The 19813-nt window shown below is 37.5% G+C and carries 21 protein-coding genes; 15 read left to right on the top strand and 6 right to left on the bottom strand.

All coding sequences use genetic code 11. From position 1 onward, the window contains the following. Positions 1–19: 19 nt before the first annotated feature. Positions 20–1126: an AI-2E family transporter gene (locus BLR62_RS08020; RefSeq protein WP_245719432.1), complete on the bottom strand. Its 1107-nt coding sequence runs from the start codon at positions 1124–1126 to the stop codon at positions 20–22. 160 nt (positions 1127–1286) lie between these two features. Between BLR62_RS08020 and BLR62_RS08015 the strand changes: the two genes are divergently transcribed. Then, on the top strand, positions 1287–2237 hold the full coding sequence (locus BLR62_RS08015) for a hypothetical protein (protein ID WP_090795615.1): 951 nt from the start codon (positions 1287–1289) through the stop codon (positions 2235–2237). A 46-nt stretch (positions 2238–2283) separates the two neighbouring features. On the opposite strand, the gene BLR62_RS08010 is transcribed toward BLR62_RS08015, so the two are convergent. Next, a complete protein-coding gene (locus BLR62_RS08010; protein ID WP_090795612.1) occupies positions 2284–2787 on the bottom strand; it encodes a hypothetical protein in 504 nt (167 codons plus the stop codon). A gap of 129 nt (positions 2788–2916) precedes the next feature. Here BLR62_RS08010 and solA point away from each other — a divergent pair, with 129 nt between their 5' ends. From solA to BLR62_RS07960, 10 genes are all read left to right on the top strand, one after another. Further along, positions 2917–4050 carry an N-methyl-L-tryptophan oxidase gene (gene solA, locus BLR62_RS08005; protein WP_090795610.1) on the top strand — a complete coding sequence of 378 codons (1134 nt, stop codon included), beginning with the start codon at positions 2917–2919 and terminating at the stop codon, positions 4048–4050. A gap of 125 nt (positions 4051–4175) precedes the next feature. After that, entirely contained in the window at positions 4176–4904 is a 729-nt protein-coding gene (locus tag BLR62_RS08000) for a GntR family transcriptional regulator (RefSeq protein WP_090795607.1), read from the top strand. 292 nt (positions 4905–5196) lie between these two features. After that, complete coding sequence (locus BLR62_RS07995) at positions 5197–6501, top strand: pyrimidine-nucleoside phosphorylase (RefSeq protein WP_090795604.1); 1305 nt, start codon at positions 5197–5199, stop codon at positions 6499–6501. A 17-nt stretch (positions 6502–6518) separates the two neighbouring features. After that, positions 6519–6686, top strand: a complete 168-nt coding sequence (locus BLR62_RS07990; protein ID WP_090795601.1) for a XapX domain-containing protein — start codon at positions 6519–6521, stop codon at positions 6684–6686. 25 nt (positions 6687–6711) lie between these two features. Beyond that, the gene (deoB, locus tag BLR62_RS07985) at positions 6712–7896 is read left to right on the top strand and encodes a phosphopentomutase (protein ID WP_090795599.1); all 1185 of its coding nucleotides are present in this window, start codon (positions 6712–6714) and stop codon (positions 7894–7896) included. Positions 7897–7909: 13 nt separating this feature from the next. After that, positions 7910–8728: a purine-nucleoside phosphorylase gene (locus BLR62_RS07980; protein ID WP_425438870.1), complete on the top strand. Its 819-nt coding sequence runs from the start codon at positions 7910–7912 to the stop codon at positions 8726–8728. A 35-nt stretch (positions 8729–8763) separates the two neighbouring features. Continuing rightward, a complete protein-coding gene (gene cdd, locus BLR62_RS07975) occupies positions 8764–9165 on the top strand; it encodes a cytidine deaminase (protein WP_090795593.1) in 402 nt (133 codons plus the stop codon). Positions 9166–9179: 14 nt separating this feature from the next. Continuing rightward, positions 9180–9851, top strand: coding sequence for a deoxyribose-phosphate aldolase (gene deoC / locus BLR62_RS07970; RefSeq protein ID WP_090795591.1), 672 nt, complete (start codon positions 9180–9182; stop codon positions 9849–9851). 145 nt (positions 9852–9996) lie between these two features. Beyond that, positions 9997–10791 carry a YusW family protein gene (locus BLR62_RS07965; protein ID WP_090795589.1) on the top strand — a complete coding sequence of 265 codons (795 nt, stop codon included), beginning with the start codon at positions 9997–9999 and terminating at the stop codon, positions 10789–10791. 11 nt (positions 10792–10802) lie between these two features. Continuing rightward, a complete protein-coding gene (locus BLR62_RS07960; RefSeq protein WP_090795586.1) occupies positions 10803–11441 on the top strand; it encodes an endonuclease III domain-containing protein in 639 nt (212 codons plus the stop codon). 119 nt (positions 11442–11560) lie between these two features. On the opposite strand, the gene BLR62_RS07955 is transcribed toward BLR62_RS07960, so the two are convergent. Both BLR62_RS07955 and BLR62_RS07950 read right to left on the bottom strand, forming a co-directional pair. Then, positions 11561–12337, bottom strand: a complete 777-nt coding sequence (locus BLR62_RS07955; RefSeq protein WP_090795584.1) for an HAD family hydrolase — start codon at positions 12335–12337, stop codon at positions 11561–11563. A gap of 51 nt (positions 12338–12388) precedes the next feature. Next, entirely contained in the window at positions 12389–13180 is a 792-nt protein-coding gene (locus BLR62_RS07950) for a Nif3-like dinuclear metal center hexameric protein (RefSeq protein WP_090795581.1), read from the bottom strand. Positions 13181–13458: 278 nt separating this feature from the next. On the opposite strand from BLR62_RS07950, the gene BLR62_RS07945 reads away from it, so the two are divergent. Next, positions 13459–15003, top strand: coding sequence for a response regulator transcription factor (locus BLR62_RS07945; protein ID WP_090795580.1), 1545 nt, complete (start codon positions 13459–13461; stop codon positions 15001–15003). A gap of 92 nt (positions 15004–15095) precedes the next feature. Here the strand turns inward: BLR62_RS07945 and BLR62_RS07940 are convergent, their stop codons facing one another. Further along, positions 15096–16703, bottom strand: coding sequence for a glycoside hydrolase family 43 protein (locus tag BLR62_RS07940; RefSeq protein ID WP_090795576.1), 1608 nt, complete (start codon positions 16701–16703; stop codon positions 15096–15098). Between the two features lie 18 nt (positions 16704–16721). Continuing rightward, a complete protein-coding gene (locus BLR62_RS07935; RefSeq protein ID WP_090795574.1) occupies positions 16722–17852 on the bottom strand; it encodes a family 8 glycosyl hydrolase in 1131 nt (376 codons plus the stop codon). 390 nt (positions 17853–18242) lie between these two features. Between BLR62_RS07935 and BLR62_RS07930 the strand changes: the two genes are divergently transcribed. From BLR62_RS07930 to BLR62_RS07920, 3 genes are read left to right on the top strand one after another with little or no spacing between them, the layout of a single operon-like run. Further along, a complete protein-coding gene (locus tag BLR62_RS07930) occupies positions 18243–18506 on the top strand; it encodes a hypothetical protein (RefSeq protein ID WP_090795572.1) in 264 nt (87 codons plus the stop codon). Between the two features lie 27 nt (positions 18507–18533). Then, positions 18534–19079 (top strand): hypothetical protein, encoded by a 546-nt coding sequence (locus BLR62_RS07925; protein ID WP_090795570.1) that lies wholly within the window; start codon positions 18534–18536, stop codon positions 19077–19079. A 13-nt stretch (positions 19080–19092) separates the two neighbouring features. Further along, entirely contained in the window at positions 19093–19800 is a 708-nt protein-coding gene (locus tag BLR62_RS07920; protein ID WP_090795568.1) for a YesL family protein, read from the top strand. The last annotated feature ends 13 nt before the right edge of the window (positions 19801–19813 follow it).

Raw genomic sequence — 19813 nt, 5'->3', positions numbered from 1 at the left:
ATGAGCTCGCTTATTTTATTTACCAAATATTCTTTTTTCCAACCGGTTGTGTTTTTTTGTATTCTTCATAAAAGTGTTCAACTGTCGTTTTAATAATTGCATACGCTGGAACGGCAAAGATAAGCCCAACAAACCCTACTATCGCACCAGCTGCCAGAATCATAACGACGACGGTGAGCGGGTGAACTTTAAGAACACGCCCCATGATATTCGGCTCAATTAAATTACTTTCAACTTGTTGTGCAATAATCATGACTACTGCTGTCCAGACGCCAATCATTGGATCTTGGAAGAACCCGACGATGACCGCGGGAATAGCGGATAACCAAGGGCCGATATAAGGAATGAGATTCATAAACAAGGCGAATATTGCAAAGACTAAAGCGTAATCTAATCCGACAATTAAATAACCAATTAATAACATCGTTCCGACACTTAAGCTAACGAGTGCTTGTCCTTGGATGAATGAGCCAAGTGATTCGTTTAAATTATTTAATAAACGTTGCAAGCTTTCGGCTTTAGATTTACTGAAAAATCCACTTATGAACGGTACGAATTGATCACCATCTTTTAGCATGAAAAATAAGAAAAATGGAATTAATACAAAAGAAAACATAAAACTAAAGAATGCGCCTAAAAAACTAAAAACAGATGTCGCTGCTTCTTCTGCATATTCTCCGATATTGTCCATCATGCTGTTGATTGTTTCTTGCGCGCCCTCAGGAATGAAATCTTGTCGATTGCGCCACATATCAATAATGCCCTCAAACGATTCGCGTATTTCAGGTGCTGTTTCGATTAAACTATTGATCTGTTCTTGAATCGGGGGAATAATAAAATAAACACTGAAAAAGATTAAAGCCACGATTAGAAGGAAAACGATCAAAATGGCCACAAGGCGTGGCACACGAATACGTTCTAATAAATTTACAAAGGGATTCGTTATGTAAAATAAAAATCCCGCTCCAACGATCGGTACAGCAATAGCTGCAAGGAGTGCTCCGATTGGTTCAAAAACAAAGCTTGTTAAGTTCAATAGATAAATTAGTGTGAAGGTTAATACCGCATAAATTAAAAAACGATAGGCTTTTCGTTCACTCATTTTGATCAGGCCTTTCATGGTCATTTAGAAAATTTTAGTACACTTATCGTCATTGCCTATTTCCACGCTTTTTAAACTTTTTCCTCTATTCAAAATGGTTAAATACAAGTTTTTCTTAAAACCGCTCAAAATGACGATAGTGTTTGCTATAATAGATTTATAAAAAGAAATGGGGGTTATAACGATGATAAAATTAATGATGATCAGCATCGTAAGTATGTTATTGCTAATTGGGTGCGGGACGACAGAAACAGAAGAACCACAAGTTGAAGAAGAAAGTGAACCCCCAGTTGAGGAAACTGAAGAATCAACTGATGATCTTGAAGATGAAGATACAGATACCTCTGAAGAAGACGAAGCGGAAATCTATCAAGAAGAAAACTATACACAATCTATTGTACCGATTGTTGAATGGCTCTGGTACGACCAAGATGATTTATTAGCGTTTAGACTTCATGTCACTGAGGATGACTTAACAACTGAAGAACGTATGAAACAATCTTTTATCGAAAGTGATGTTACGATACAGGAGTCATTTGATGAACTCGTTGATGTAACAATCGATGATGATACAGCAACGCTAACCTTTACAGATGAACACGAGCTCGCAAGTCTAGCTTCAACCGAGCAAATGCACTTGACTGAGACTCTAGAAGTCATTAGCTCTCTTTACAAAATAACAGAGTTAAACTTCTATGTTGATGATCAAGCTGGAATCGATTATGGTCAAACTGGACAGGTTGAATCAATGTCTATTGAAACTGATTCAAATCGAGGCTATTATTTAGTAACGGATGAGGAGTTATTAGAAGGAAGCGAAACGAGGACTTATTTACCGAGTTTTAAACTAGATTCTGAGATTGATTCAAATGCCGATTTATATGAAACGATTACGGCTATGAGTGAAGTTCCTGACGCATCATTTGATCTAGACTCGGCTATTCCATCTGAAGTGATGATTCAGGAGGTTGAAACAGAAGGTGAACGTGTAGAAGTTTATTACGAAATAAGTGATGAGACAAAACGTGATGATCTAATTGAAACATTAGCGCTAACGTTGATGGATTTTGCGTTTAATGAATTACACCTTATTGATGATTCGAATCAACTTACAACCATTGTTAATCTGAACTAATTAATAAATCTCTCTAAGCAGTTTGCTTAGAGAGATTTATACTTTATTAATCAAATAAATCGTGTACATCGCCTGATTCTTCATCAACCAAGTACCAACCGTAAGTGGCTGTATGAGAATCGCCTTCACCATGATCAACAACTTCAAATACTTGAACGCGGTGATTTCCTTCATCATCTTGTCCGTCATGTTGAACATTCATACCACTAGGGTGTCCTTCAGCTTCTAAATACTCTTCAACTAAAACAACGGCGTCATCTGCATTATAATAACCATCTTCACCGATCGATTGGTCTGTCTCAGGTTCTTCATAGTCCTCACCACTTGATCCGTTTTCGTCTGTTTCGCCTTCATCTTCTTCACTTACATCTTCATCGTCTGATTCATCCTCATCAGATTCGCTATCGTCATTTGATTCATCATTTTCATCATCAGATTCATCGATTGTTTCTGTCTCTTCTGTTTCATCATCTGTCTGATCTGCTTCATCAGTGCCAGATTGGCAACCGATTAACAAAAAGAGCGCGAATAGAGTTAGTAGTAGTTTCATGTTTATATCCCCCTTTATTTGCTAGCTATTCTTATATTTTAATCGTTTTTCTGACATTTCACAACAAGAGGATGGTTTATCATTTGTGATCTATGATAGGATGAAATAAAAAAAGAGGTGAAATGAATAATGGTCTATGATGTTGTCATAATTGGTGCAGGCACGATAGGTATTTCAACTGGTTATTACTTAAGCAAGAAAGGACAACGTGTGCTCATGATTGATGCACACAAACCGCCTCATGAACAGGGGAGTCATGGAGGCGAGACGCGTCTCATTCGACATGCTTATGGAGAAGGCAGGGCATATACCCCTCTAGCACGTCACGCTCAGAAATTATGGAATGATCTTCAAGCTAAGACAGACGATACGATATTTAAACAAACAGGCATATTGAGTATCGCTCAGAAAGATTCTCATTTTCTTAATGAAATTAGAAAAAGTGCGCAAGCATATCATCTTCCACTTAAAGATATGGACCGTGATGATTTAAAGGCAGCGTATCCTTCGATTGAATTACCCGATGATTCATATGGTGGTTGCTTTGAGCCAGAATCAGGTGTTGTATTTGTGGATCAAGCTTTGTCACTTTATTTAGATTTAGCTATTCAAAATGGTGCCGAATTACAAGCGAATACGATTGTTGAATCCATTAAGCAGACAGAAAAGGAGCTATTCATTCAAACAGATCAAGGAAACATTCAAACGAAGCAAGTGCTTATTTCAACAGGGGCTCATCAAGCTGAATGGTTCCGTGAACTTAATTTAAATATTGAGTTAACACCGAAACGACAAGTAATTGGATGGTTTGAATCAGATCCATCTTTTGATGCATCAACGTTTCCTGGATTCACATTTGAATCAGAACAAGGGACGTTCTACGGTTTTCCGAGTTTTGATGGCTCTGGTGTGAAATTAGGTCGACATGATTATGGAACACCTGTAGACCCGGATCACTTTGATCGAGATTTCACCTCACGTCCAGAGGATGAACAGATGCTTCGCGAGTTTCTTAAAACATTTATGCCAAAAGCAGCAGGAAAATTAAATAAAGGAAAGACATGTCTTTATACAATGAGCCCGGATGAAGACTTTATCATTGATCAACACCCTGAAGATAAGCGTATTCACTTTGCTGCGGGTTTTTCAGGGCACGGATTTAAATTTGCAAGTGCACTTGGAGAAGCGCTAGCAGATAGACTGACAGATCAACCCACTCAAGTAGACCTAGCCATGTTCAAAATGGATCGTTTTAGAGGCTGAACGTCCAACAAATCAAGTCTTTGTTTAACGGTTAAATCATGCTATAATGGAAGCGGATAAATTGTGCGACGATTGAAAGCGTCATCAGATGCTTGGCGAATGTATGTGAGAAGGAGTGCAGCAGGATGGAGTATAATTATCAGGCACCGCGTTATTTATTTGTGATCGAACAAGTTAAAGAAAAAATTAATAACGGAGAATTAGAACCAGGTGAACGTTTGCCTTCAGAAATGGAATTCGCTAAGCAATTTCGTGTATCACGTAACACGCTAAGAGAAGCTTTGCGAATTTTAGAAGAAGAGAATGTTATTATTAGAAGGCATGGCATCGGCACGTTTGTTAATAAAAAACCCGTTTTCTCAGGAGGACTAGAAGAACTTTTTAGTATAACGGATATGATTAGACGTGAAGGTAAAGAGCCAGCAACTGAATGGTTGTACACGGGATTTACAGATGCGCACAGTGAGGATATTCAAGAGTTAGATCTTGAACCTGGACAAGAGCAAGTTTATCTAGTCAAGAGATTGCGTAAAGCAGATCAAGAACCTCTTGTGTATTGTATTGATAAAATTCCTTCAGACTTATTGGATCAAGATTACCAACTTCAACACGAATCTATGTTAGAGTCCTTACAGCATGATGCAGGGATCACGATTAGTTATGCAAAAGCTGATATTAAAACAATTGGCTATCATAAAGAGATTTCATCTATATTAAAATCTGAACGAGATACACCGATTTTAATTTTAAAACAAACCCACTTTGATTTAAATGATCGTCCGGTCTTATATTCATTAAATTATTTCCGTTCTGATCAAGTGAGTTTTAATGTGCTAAGAAGGCGTACCGTATAATCAAAAGTCATCTTTAATGAGGTGACTTTTTTCTATTGGATCATAATTTTACGGTTGACTTGTTGGACGTCTAACCTATATAATTTAAAGTAGAGCTGAAAAGGGTTTCAATCCTTAGTACGATCAAGGTTGGAGAAGTCGATTGAATGGCTGATTACGATCACAAATATAAGGTATACATGTAATCTTTCAGGGTATAACAGTAACAGTAGACCTTTTATTAGAACGGTATTAAAATCAGTCTTTTTTTGTTGTATGTGGTTATAAACGTTTAAGAAAGGGTGGAACAATCATGAGAATGCTAGATTTGATTGCCAAAAAGCGTGATGGTGGAGAATTAACCGAAGAAGAAATTAATTTTATGATTGAAGGGTACACAAATGGAGATATCCCAGACTATCAAATGTCAGCAATGGCAATGGCGCTCTATTTCCAAGATATGACGACAGAAGAACGTGTTGCACTTACGATGGCAATGGTCGCTTCAGGTGATGAAATTGATCTGTCCGCTATTAGTGGTATTAAAGTGGATAAACACTCAACCGGTGGTGTTGGTGATACAACTACTTTAATTTTAGCCCCACTTGTCGCAAGTGTTGGCGTTCCTGTAGCAAAAATGTCAGGAAGAGGTCTTGGTCATACAGGTGGTACAATTGATAAGCTAGAATCGATCTCTGGTTTTGAAGTTGAATTAGACGGTGACACTTTCAACAGATTAGTTAATGAAAATAAAGTTGCAGTTGTTGGACAGAGCGGGAATTTAACACCTGCCGATAAAAAATTATATGCACTGCGTGATGTGACAGCGACGGTTAATTCTATTCCTTTAATTGCGAGTTCGATTATGAGTAAAAAAATAGCTTCAGGTGCAGATGCAATCGTACTGGATGTTAAAACGGGATCTGGTGCATTTATGAAAGACTTAGAAGATGCTAAAGCTTTAGCTAAAGCAATGGTCGGTATTGGTAATGGGGCTAATCGTCATACGATTGCTGTTATTTCAGATATGAATCAACCGTTAGGACATGCGATCGGTAATGCATTAGAGGTCAAAGAAGCGATCGCTACGTTAAAGGGTAAAGGACCAGAAGATTTAACAGAGCTTTGCTTAACGCTAGGTAGTCATATGGTACATTTAGCAAACAAAGCAAATTCGATTGAAGAGGCGAGAGAAAAATTAGAAAGTGCGATTGAATCAGGACATGCGCTTGAAACATTTAAAACCTTTATTCAGTCACAAGGCGGGGATCCATCTGTTGTCGATGATCCGTCCCAGCTACCAACTGCTCGCGTGAAGTTGACAGTTGATGCTCAACAAGAAGGCTATGTATCAGACATTGTGGCTGATGAAATTGGGATGGCAGCAAGCATGTTAGGTGCTGGGCGCTTGACTAAAGACTCAGAGATTGATTTATCAGTGGGTGTGATCTTGAAGAAGAAGGTTGGAGATTTTGTTAAGACTGGTGAAGAACTAGTTGAAATTCATGCGAATACAGACACTGTTGAAGATGTAAAAGAGAAGATCCGTGCTGCGTACAGCTTTACTAAGCAACCAGTTGAAAAAAATCCGTTAATATATGATGTTATCGAAAATTAAGAAAGAAGGGCATAGTTATGAAAGAAATATTTTTAGCATTAATTGCTGGTATTTTAGTCGGCATTTTATTTAAGTTTTTAAGACTGCCATTACCTGCACCACCCGTGTTTTCAGCGGTTGTCGGTGTTTTCGGTGTTTATTTCGGCGGTGTGATCGCTGAGTACATTCGTACATTTTTAAGTTAAATTATTATTAGAGGAGGACAAAAACATGCAAAATTCATTCAAACGTATTTTTCTAGTTGTCATGGATTCAGTTGGTATTGGTGAAGCGCCTGATGCAGCAGAATTTGATGATAAAGGCGCTGACACGTTAGGGCATATTGCTGAACATATGAACGGGTTGAATATGCCAACGATCGGAAAGTTAGGCTTAAGTAATATTCGAAACATTAAAGGGATTGAAGAGGCAAAACAACCTCTTGCTCATTATACAAAAATGCAAGAAGCGTCGAACGGTAAAGACACGATGACTGGACATTGGGAGATCATGGGGCTCCATATTGATCAACCGTTTCAAACATTTCCTGAAGGATTTCCAGATGATTTACTCGATCAAATTAAAGAAGCAACAAATCGTGGGATTCTAGGTAACAAACCAGCTTCAGGCACTGAGATTTTAGATGAATTAGGCGAGAAACATATGGAAACAGGAGACTTAATTGTCTACACATCAGCTGACTCTGTTCTTCAAATTGCAGCGCACGAAGATGTTGTACCAATTGATGAACTTTATGAGATCTGTGAAAAAATTCGTAGTTTTACGATGAACGATCAATATATGATCGGGCGAATTATCGCACGTCCATTCGTTGGCAAGCCAGGTGCTTTTGAACGTACCTCGAACCGACATGATTATGCGTTAAAACCATTTGGCCGAACCGTCATGAATGCATTAGAAGATGCAGATTATGATGTGGTTGCTTTAGGTAAGATTTCTGATATTTATGATGGTGAAGGTGTTACAGAAACCATTCGAACAGACGATAATGATGATGGGATGGAAAAATTCATTCAATCAATGGATAAAGACTTCCACGGTTTAAATTTCTTAAATCTCGTTGATTTTGATGCGAAATATGGACACCGTCGTGATCCACAAGGCTATGGTGAAGCATTAGAAACATTTGATAAACGATTGCCAGAAGTGTTAGATAAATTACGAGAAGATGATTTATTAATCATTACAGCTGATCATGGTAATGACCCGATCCATCACGGTACGGATCACACACGTGAATATGTGCCACTTCTCGTTCACCATAAAGCAATAAAAGAAGGAAAAGAACTACCAATTCGCAAGACATTTGCTGATATTGGTGCCACCATAGCAGATAACTTTGATGTTGATCGACCGGACTATGGCACAAGTTTTTTAGACGATGTTAACAAATAAGGAGGATATGAAGATGAGTAATCAATTGAATGAAGCAACGACGTATATTGAATATCAATTAAATAACAAGCCGACAGTTGGTTTAATCTTAGGTTCAGGACTAGGTATGCTTGCAGATGAAATTGAAGATCCAGTTAAAATTAAATATGATCAAATTCCAGGATTTCCTGTTTCGACAGTAGCAGGCCATGCGGGTCAACTTGTTACTGGGAAATTACAAGGTGTTGATGTGATCGCGATGCAAGGACGTTTCCATTACTATGAAGGACACGGACTAGAAGCTGTTACATTCCCAGTACGTGTGATGAAACAATTAGGCGTGCAAAAATTATTCGTTACAAATGCGGCTGGCGGTGTTAATGAGTCGTTTAACCCTGGTGATTTAATGTTGATCACTGACCACATCAATAACACAAGCCAAAACCCATTAATTGGACCAAACGATTCAACACAAGGAGTCAGGTTCCCAGATATGTCAACAGCATATGATCGCGGCTTACAACGTCTTGCTCGTGGTGTTGCCAAAGATTTAGATCTTGATTTAAAAGAAGGGGTGTACGTTTGGAACACAGGCCCTACTTATGAAACGCCAGCTGAAATTAAAATGCTTCAAAAAGTTGGAGGAGATGCTGTCGGCATGTCAACTGTACCGGAAGTGATCGTAGCTCGTCATGTTGGCATTGATGTGTTAGGTATTTCCTGTATTTCAAATATGGCAGCTGGTATTTTAGACCAGCCACTTAATCACGAAGAAGTTATTGAAACGACTGAAAAAGTAAGAGGCGCATTTTTACAATTTGTAAAACAAATTTTAGCTCAGCTTGATTCATAATATAGGGGAATTGAATCTTTAGGAGGTCATGTGAAGTGACAAAAAATCCAATGATTGAAGAAGCGAAAAAAGCACGATTAAAAGCGTATACACCTTACTCCAAATTTAAAGTCGGTGCTGCATTAAAAACGGTAGATGGTGATATATACCATGGCTGTAACATTGAAAATGCTGCCTATTCCATGTGTAATTGTGCAGAACGAACGGCTTTATTCAGCGCTTATGCACAAGGTATTCACGCGTTTGAATCACTAACGGTCATAGCGGATACGGATCGTCCGGTATCACCGTGTGGTGCGTGCAGACAGGTCATTAGTGAATTATGTGAGGCTGATATGCCTATTGTGTTAGCCAATTTAAATGGTGATACATTTTTGACAAGCCCTAAAGAATTATTACCAGGTGCATTCTTGTCAGATGATTTAAAAGAAGAATAAGGAGGTCATTAAGGATGGTTCAAAATTTAGCTCAGTACATCGATCATACCGCATTAAAAGCGGATACGACGAAAGATCAAATTGTGACACTATGTAAGGAAGCGAAAGACTATGAATTTTATTCAGTTTGCGTTAACCCAACATGGGTAGCTTTTGCAAATGACCAATTAGCAGGTTCATCTGTTGATGTGTGTACGGTAATTGGATTTCCACTAGGTGCATCAACAGCAGAGACAAAAGCATTTGAAACGAAAAATGCGATTGAAAACGGCGCGACAGAAGTTGATATGGTCATTAACATTGCAGCATTAAAAGATAAAAATGATGAACTTGTTGAATCTGATATTAAAGCAGTTGTTGACGCAGCAGGTGACGATGCACTTGTTAAGGTGATCATTGAAACAAGCCTATTAACTGACGAAGAAAAAGAACGTGCATGCCGACTGGCTGTTTCTGCCGGTACAGACTATGTTAAAACGTCAACTGGTTTTTCAACAGGTGGCGCAACGGTTGAAGATGTAGCACTTATGCGAAAAACAGTCGGCCCTGATATTGGTGTTAAAGCCTCTGGTGGTGTTAGGGATTCTGAGCAGGCTAAAGCTGTGATTGATGCTGGGGCAACGAGAATCGGTGCAAGTGCTGGAATCGCAATTGTTGAAGGCGGTCAATCAACAAGTGATTATTAAAAGACAAGTAAAAGATACAAGCGTTCAGTCGCTTGTATTTTTTTTGTCTAAAAAAAGCGTGCTAGCGTGTAATCATGTTAAAATAAGAGATGAGTAGGGAATGATTAGTGTATCGAAATGAATGGATGAGAGAGGGAGAAAAGCGATGAAATATATAATTTGGACTTTATTTTTTAGTGTTTTAGTAGGCTGTACGTCTCCAGAAGAAGAACCTATTGATCATACAGAAATTGAAACATCAGAAGAAACTGTAGAAGAAGCTTTTTCTAATGATGAAGAATCAGAAGAGGACGTTGAGGAGGTAACGGATACTGAACAGCTAAACCCAGTTGGATACAAATTGGAATTAGATTTAAGTGATGAACAGGATTGGGTTTACGAATGGAATGGTTCATCATATGTAGTGGAAGGCAGAGAAGTCAATGCAGAAGAGCTTGAGGAGGAAGTAATGAGCCTTTTGAATACATTAGATTTTTCCCTTAGTATGAATTTAAATGCAGTTAACGCTAGAATTTTTGATTATTTATCAATCGATTCAGAAAATGTTGAAGAATTGGAACTCGATTTAACGTTTGAAAATGGAACATTTATAAGCTATGAGTATGAACAACCTGAAGACGAAGACCTTCAACAAATTTTCGAATTCGAATTAGAGATTGAGTTCCATAATGGTGATGAAATGGTTTATGAATACGATGTATTAGAAAACGAAGCAGAAGTTGAACAAAGAGATGGAAGCGAGCTTGATTATGAAGCGTCTTTAGAAGCAATCGACGTATTATTATATGAACTTGATGTGGATGGAAGTAGTTCGATTAATAGTATTAAAGAAGCGGTTCTATCAACATTAGCTATTGAAGAAGATGAAGTTGAGACGTTTTATTTCGAACAGGTTCGTGAATCTGATGAACGTATTCAAATTGAGCATAGCCAAAGGTAAGGGGGGGTCTTATGTTGCCGACGATTGAAGGCATTTATCACAATTTGTACCGGACATATGGGCCTCAATATTGGTGGCCAGCGGATACTCCTTTTGAAATGATGATCGGTGCGATCTTAGTTCAAAACACGGCATGGACAAATGTGGAAAAAGCACTTGACCAATTAAAAGATCATCTAGATCCGAGGGCTATTCACGAATTGAGCGATCAAGAACTGGAGTCAATGATTCGTCCGAGCGGATTTTATCGTATGAAGACGCAGCGTATTCGAGCGTTTTTATCTTGGTATGAAATGTATGACTATGACCCAAAACGATTAGCATCCAAATCAACAAAAGAATTAAGACAGGAGCTACTACATATTAAAGGTATTGGTTCAGAGACGGCTGATTCTATTTTATTATATGCATTCAATCGCCATGTTTTTGTGATTGATGCTTATACAAAGCGCATTTTTAATCGTATCGGATTTGACTTAGATGAAAAATATGAGGCAATTCAACAGTTTTTTGAGATGCATTTACCAAAGAAAGTGTCTATTTATAACGAATATCACGCATTGATTGTAGAGCATGCTAAGCGGTTCTGTAAAACAAAGCCACTCTGTGAACAATGTCCGATTCGAACCTCGTGTCGTCAATTGATTTAGAAGTGGAGAAATAATGAGTAAATTATAAAAACACCCGGACTATAAAGGGGCTCCCCTTATTGTTCGGGTGTTTTATAAATTGATTGATATGGATTAAGATTCAATCTGCACTTTTAGTTTCATAGCCATTTTTGAAGCACCTCACCAACTCCGTTTTCATTATTGGAGAGGGTAACGTCTTTAGCTAATAGTTTTAATTGATCAATACTGTTTTTTAGAGCAATTGGATAACCACACATTTCAAACAAGCCGATGTCATTATGGTCATCACCAAAGCAAGCAACATCAGTAAAATCAAGTTTGTGCTGATTTAATATATGTTCAACCGCTTGTTCTTTAGAGGCCTTTTGGGAAGCGATTTGGATTAATCGATCTTCATCGGTTACGACAATGTTAAGTTGATCTTGAAATGGTTTTACAAGCCGTTCTTTATCTGAGAAGTCTGTAACTAATATTTTAGTTGCATCAAGTGAGATCAGATTTTCATAGTCAATAACTTCGGGATGAAAGTCAATGTGCATAAGGTCTTGATAATCAAGGTCTTTAAAACTATACCAACGATCTTTTACTTCTAAGCTAATGTCGGCGTTTGGGTTAAGCGTTAAGCAATGACTCACCACTTGTTCAACGACATCACTTTCAACTGGGTAATGGATAAGTTGTTGTGTGCTCGGGCAATTGAATAAAGCGCCGTTGTAATAAATAATGAGCCCTAATTCATGTAATTGAATATTCTCAAATCGAGTAATTCTAGGTGGTCTAGCTGTTGCAAATATGAGCAATATACCTTGTTCTTTCAATTCTTTTAAAATATCAATTGTCTTTTTAGGGATACGTTTATCGTCTGTTAATAAGGTTCCGTCAAGATCCATAACGATTGCGCTAGGTATTTTCAAGATGTCATCTTCCTTTATTCATATTCGTGAAACTACCTAAAATAGTACTAGTTAAAACGTTTTTAAACAAGTCGGATGATCGATAAAGTGTATAGGGGTGTGTGGAAATTGCTTTTTTAATCGTTCCTTGAGAGTGATCATCCCTGGCACTTCACTTTCCATATGCCCAATTGAAATAAGCGCTCGATTTTCACCGACATAGCTCGCATCTCGAACATATTCAGGCGTTTCCCATTCTGGACCTTCTCCATAAATGACAAGGTCTAAATCATATTTTGAGATCAAAGGGAGTGTTTGTTGACTTCCTCCACGATATCCGACAAAGATACCGATTCTTTGACAATTTTGATCTAAGTGTCCGCTATATCTGACGGAATCAATATTTAACTTCTTCTTAATGTGTTTCAATACACTTTCTACACTTAAATCAACACCACCGATAATGGTTGCAACGGGTAATCGCTCAATAATGGCTTCCTCCCACTCAAGTGATTGAACGATCGATTGAGTAATCATGTCAGGTTCCATTTTATGAATAGCATCATGTAAACGAAATACATTAAGTCCAGATTCTTTAATTAGATCTTGTTTGGTCTGAACAATGGGATCATATGCAAAAATTTTGGTGTCTGTATGGTGATAAAAAAGCGCCTCATGTGAAATAAGAAAGTTAGCTCCTAAATTGATCGTTTCTTCCAACACTTCATAAGTCGGCATGAAACAAATCGCAATTTTTGAGACAGACTGCGAAGAATCGCCAAATTGTAATGTATCGACTGTATCTATTGGCAAATCTATATCAGCTAGTAAATAGTCGGTCACATCTTTAACCAGTACGCTCATAAAACGTCACTCCTTCAGCGGAATATACTATGAGTTTACTAAAATGTAAGCGCTGTATGTGAGGTAAAATCTATAGTTTACACTTCATTAACTATAGAGTTTGACAGATGTAAAATAACTCCTAATCAACATGACCTTGACTTTTTCTTTGTTTAATGATTAAATTAAGTCAAATGCTTCTTAAAAGTTAGTTGAATAAATAGCTGTTTACTATGAATGGGTAAGCGGCTATTTATTCGCTATTAATGATAACGCTTACAATGAAGAGGGGGTTTATCATGAATCGAGTTGTACTAGTTGATGACGAGCAATTTGTCCGAAAGGGTATTATTGCATTAATTGATTGGGATAAAATCAATTATGAAGTTGTGGGAGAAGCGAGCAATGGCGAAGATGCCTTAGAGGTCATATTAAAAGAAGAACCTGATGTTGTTTTAACCGATATTAGAATGCCTGTTTACGATGGATTAGAATTAATTGACCGTGTTAAACAAAAAGCTGATAAAGTACCAAAATTTGTTGTTGTCAGTGGTTATAGTGACTTTGAATATGCGCAACGTGCTGTTCGCTTAGGGGTAACGGATTTTATTTTGAAGCCTGTTGACAAAAAAGAATTGGAAGCTGTATTTGTTGAATTAAGTCCACTAATTGAAAAAGAACGACATGAAGAACAAGCTAGTCAGCGTATTATGAATTTTAGTATGTATCAACGTTTAATCGTTGAAGGCGAAAAACCAACTGAGGCTGAGGCTAACACATTAATTGGTGGATTTAAGAAACGATCATGCTATGTGATGATTGAATTTCGAGACGGACTAATCAGTGATCGCATGGATGAAGAGCTATCAAGAGCGATTACAAACTTCATTGGCGATCAATTTATCTTCATGCATCCCTTTGAACGAGATGGATTCGGCGTTGTCTTTCAAGAAAATCATTTACCAAAACAAATTAATGAAATGCCTTGGTTTTTATCACGATTAAAAAGTTATCTTGAACAAGAACTGAGTCGTACCCTCTTTCTGTTTGCAGGTGATATAAAAAAAGGCGTGGAAGGTTTAATTGCTTCTTATGAGACGGCACTTTTAACAAGTGAGCGTCGGTTTTGTCAGCTCGGTGATGAACCACTTATGTATAGTGAAAAAGTGGCATCAGCGGTTGATCGTAATGAATCACTCGATCATGAACATATACGTCGCTTATTAGAAAAGATTGAAGAGAATAATCATGAAGCTATTTCTGAACAGGTTAAAAAATTCTCAGAAGATGTAAGGCGTATTGCTGCACCCATTGATGTTATCAAGATCTTTATGTTTCAACTGGAAAAAGAACTTGAGACGACAATACATCATTTAGTTGGTCATAACGCATTAATGACAGAACTTGATTCAATTGTGAATCAATTTTCACCGAAAAAGACACTTGAGGAACTTCAAGCCATTATATTAAATTATGCAATTCAAGCAAGTACGCTTCTCGCTCGCCTTAATAAAGAAGTGTATCAAGGAGATATTTATAAAGTTAAACGATTTATTAACCAACATTATGATGAAAATTTGACATTGAAGAAAATTGCTAATCAATTTTATATGAACCCTGTTTATTTAGGACAATTATTTAAAAAGACATATGGCATTTATTTTAAAGATTATTTATTAAAGGTAAGAATTGATAAAGCAAAACAAATCTTAAGACAAACAGACCTGCGTATTTATGAAGTAGCAGAAGCTGTTGGGTTCGGAAGTCCAGACTATTTCGTCACTCAATTTGAAAAAATTGAAGGGAATACACCATCACGTTACAGACAACAAATTTTACAATAAACAAAGACCGTCTCTTAAATTTAAGAGACGGTCTTTTCTATATTGTTATTTTGGGGGGATAACAAAATATTCTTATTTGGTAAATTTAACGATTAAGCTTTTGGATCATAGATAAAGTAATCAAAGTCAGCTGGTTGTTTCTTAACAGATGTATCTTGTGCTGCCATTCCGACGAATGCACCAGTAAAGAATCCGCCGCCTTTAATATAATCATCTGATAGTTTGTACGATTCAAATACTGGACCAATTTCGTTCCAAGTCTTTCCGTCTAAACTATAGCTGTATTGATACGTGTTATAGTCTACCTCAACACGTAAGTAAACAGCACTTCCATCTTGAGGTAAAACGACTTCTTGATCCTTTAAAGGTTGAGAGAAGTCTTCGTTATCAAGAACCATGATGTCTAGGACACGACCTTTTTCTTCGTGGTGTGTCACATTCAAGTAAGTCCAGTTTTCAGTGTTGTAGTAGTTGACCATACCTGCAGCTTGTTGGAAGTGTTTTGGATCAAATTCAACTTTTGTTTCAGCAGTAAACTGGAAATCTTGCCAACGTCTTGCGATTAAAGCTTGTGTAAATAGTGACGTTAATGATTCACGTCCATATAAGCGTAAATGTCCTGGTCTTTCTTTAAGCGATACAATATCTTCACCTAATGGAATTCTAAGTGATTGGAAATCAAGAGATAACGTTTCGCTATCAAAATCATCTTTAACAGGTTTTTGTTGAACAGGTTGTTCGTCGATGTTAGGGCCTTCTATCTCATCTTGTGGATAGTTTCCGCCAACGATATACGGCCAATCGTTATGCCATTCAACTTGTTGAATCGCTGTTTCACGTCCAAGTGGACAGAAACCACGTGGGTCGAGTAATGGTTCTGATTCTTTTGGTAGTACACGTCCTGTTAAGTGAACAAAGAACCATTCGTCAGTTTGTGTTTTAACAAAAGAGCCATGTCCTGCTTTTTGTAAGGTAATACGAGGGTGAGCCCATGATGAGATCACTGGGTTATCTGGATGTACCTCGTATGGCCCGTCGATTTGTTTAGACCGAGCAATGGTTGCTTGGTGATCGAATTTCGTACCACCTTCAGCTGTTAGCAAGTAATAATAACCATTCATGTAGTAAAGGTGAGGTGCTTCTGTTAATTTAACATCTGTTCCTTTAAAGATGATCTTTTCTTCACCTACAAGTTTACGTTTGTCGTGGTCATACTCTTGCAGGACAATTCCGTAAAAGTTGTGATGACCTTGGCGGTGATCCCATACCATATTGACAAAATGTTTTTTACCTGTATTCGGATCGTGGAATAGTGATGGATCGAATCCAGAACTATTCATATGAATCGGTTCTGACCACTCACCATCTATTGTTTCACAAGTTGTTAAGTAGTTATGCGCATCTTTCCACTGTCCATCTGTTACTTTAATATCTGAGTAAATCAACCAGAATAACCCATCATGATAAGAAATTTGAGGTGCCCATACACCTCCAGAATTAGGGTTTCCTTTCATATCTAACATTGATTTTCTGTTCAATGGGCGGGATACAAGTTCCCAATTTTTTAAGTCTTTTGAGTGATGAATGCTGACACCTGGAAACCACTCGAATGTAGAAGTAGCAATGTAATAATCATCACCTGCTCGACAAATGCTTGGATCAGGGTTAAAGCCAGTAAGAATTGGATTTTGAATTTTCATAGTCATAACCTCCATTATTTATTTCCATATTTTAAATTTTCCAGCTAATGATAGTAAGCTGAAGAAATATAAACAATTATCATAATAACGTCTCTCACCCGTTCTAAGAGGTGTGTTCCAGAACTTTTCTACATAATGCTTCTGAAGCTCACCTGTTGTTGCAAGTGAAGCCATCGCGAGTGAAGCAAGTAAACCGATTGGGTGAAGCGATTTTTCTTCAAAAGGTTTCCCATCAACTGTATAACGACGATAATCCTCAACAGGTATGTCTTTGAAGAAGGCTTGTACCTTTTCATTTACTTCTGTTGGTGTATTCGATCGTCTGAACCATTCATAATCAAGCCCCACATTACAAACTACTCGATAAGAATCACTGAAGAAATCACCAAAACCTCTTATATGGTTAGGTTCCCCGTTGTAAAATGCATACTCCGGAGAAAGACCCGTTTCATTATGGGCAGCTAGTCGAATATAATCACGGCTTGCTTCGGCTGCTTTTTTCCAAAAGTCATGATCTTCAGGATTCGCCCACTCTGCAAATAATTCATAGAAATGTGGGATGTGATAAGACGGGTCTGAAAAATCCACTTCGGGAACAAATTTGATTAAATGATTACTCGGTTCCCACATAGGGTGCCCGTCATTGTTTTCGCCTTTATGGACACAATCATGAAGGAGAGCTTTTGCTTGTTTTGAATAATCAAATGGAGCTTCTTTATCTCCCCAACGATTGGACGCGAAAAAGAGTGCCATCGCAAAGTACTCTTCACCATCAGGTGCAGGCCCGTGAGCATTCTTCGTTCCATCTAATGCACAAGACCAAGCGAAATACCCTTTATGTATACCTTCGTCCATATACATGTAAGTTTTCGACCATTTCCAAATTCGATCGAACACTTCCTGTTGATCCATTTGAACAGCCATCATCATGCCATATGATTGCCCTTCAGTTCGCACGTCATCATTACCAGTATCAACCATATAGCCCATGCCATCGTCTGTTTCAAAATAAATCTGATAGTCAGGGTATTGGTTGGTGAAAAGTTGATCCCAAGTTTTTTGAACTTTTTCATCAACTAATTTTGGATCGATGTCAAACTCTGTGAAAAGATTTCGGTAGTGACCTGTTTCATATGCACCTTGCTTCATTTCATCGCTCCCTTTTGATAAGAAGTTATTAACGATCGTCTAAACTTGGTAAGGATGGGTTTCATATTGTAGAAATATGTAGATGACGAACGTTCCTTCTAAATGTGATTATTCATGTTTTAGCTTGCGATTGTGACGGACTAAACCCTTCAGATCTTACACAAGTTATCATCTTCATATTACAAAAGAAAGCGCTTAAATTATAGGGGATGATCTATAGGTTTTAGTGCAAAAACTATAGATTGTATGAGGAGCTATTTTTCGCTTAAATTTGCACCTATATTTTTTAAAATAACTCCTTTATTTTCTCTTGCTTGGAAGCGCTTCATTTCGTGTTATAGTAGTACAATAAGAATAGAAAAATTATTGTGTGTGAGGGGGTTTTGACCTATGCAAACAGATCGTAAACTCGTATTTGCTGTTTTGATCGTTTACTTGCTTGTTTTACAGTATTATTTTTTTACGGAGCAACGAGACCTCTTGCATTTGCTCTTAGGGATCGCGATTACAAGTGTTACCATTTCTAGGTATCGCCAGTTAAAACAAAAAAATCGGTCATCTAAAGCACATTTAACGTTGATCGTTGTTTATTTTGTCGTCTATACAATTGTTATTTGGTATATTCAGCCGTTTTTCGCTTATATCATGACGTAGTTTTGTCAATTTAGGAAGGTGAACGATATGAAACGTGCGATTGTCTTGTTATTAACAAGCATTTTATTTTTAACGGGTTGTGTAACGAATGCACAAGAAGGGAATCACGATCCTGATGTATTAGAAATTTTATTTTTAACGAGTGTTGCACCTCATTATGAGGAGCAGATGCAAGAGTATGTAGAAGATCTATTAGAAAGTGAAATGGATGATGGTGTCACAGTTAATGTCACATTGTCCATGGCTAATTTTGACAGATTAACTATTGAGTTAATTGATAAAGAAGTAGATTTATATGTTGTGGATCGCTTTTTAGATCAAGCTCTATTGGACCCATATGGCCTTGCGTCACTTGACGTATTAAAAGACGATGTAGATTCACATGTTATCGAACAATATACGATGGAAAATGAAGATGAAACAGATGAACATTTATATATGATTGAATTAACAGAAGAGCAGCAATTTTCTAAAGACACGGGACTCACAACTGAAGACGGTTTAGTTGCTGCGGTTGCACAAACATCACCACATCAAGAAGCAGCCATTAAGTTACTTGAAGCGTGGTTATAAAGGAGACGATCTTATGGATAATAACTATGGTTTTGTATCGACTCGATTCTATCGAACGCTAGAATGGATTTGGCGATTGGCTTACGTAAATATATTATGGCTCGTTTTTTCTGTTTTAGGGCTTATTGTATTCGGTGTATTTCCGGCTACTGTCAGTTTATATACAGTGATGCGTAAATGGCTGATGAACGAGCCTGATCACCCGATTATCCAAACGTTTTTTGAAACGTATAAAAAAGAATTTTTACGTGCTAACCTTTTAGGTTATCCACTTGTGGTTATGGGTTATATTATTTTCTTTAACTATCAATATTTAGGTCAAGTTTCTGGAGTTGAACATACGATTATATCTGTGTTTTGGTATATCACGGTTATCATTTTTGCGTTACTTGTCCTATTCTTGTTTCCTTTATATGTTCATTATAAGGGCCCGCTAATGGGATACTATAAATCCACGATTCTATTCGCTTTGGCCAACCCGCTTGCCTTGTTATCATCTGCTATTGCTCTAGGTATTGGTGCTTACATTATGTTGTTAATACAAGGTTTGATTCCATTTTATTCGGTGAGTATTATTGCCTGGTTGATTATGTGGAATGCAACACATGCCTTTAAACGTCTCGAACGTAAGAAAAAACGGATTGAAAATAATCAAGATTCCCCTATACTGAGAGGAAAAGAAATAAAAGATAAAATTTTCTCTGCGATGCAACAACAATAATCGCATCGCGTTA

It is taken from the genome of Pelagirhabdus alkalitolerans, from assembly GCF_900096905.1.
Classification (GTDB): domain Bacteria; phylum Bacillota; class Bacilli; order Bacillales; family Amphibacillaceae; genus Pelagirhabdus; species Pelagirhabdus alkalitolerans.
The sequence above is the reverse complement of the archived record's forward strand: the minus strand, read 5'-3'. Positions and strand labels throughout refer to the sequence as shown.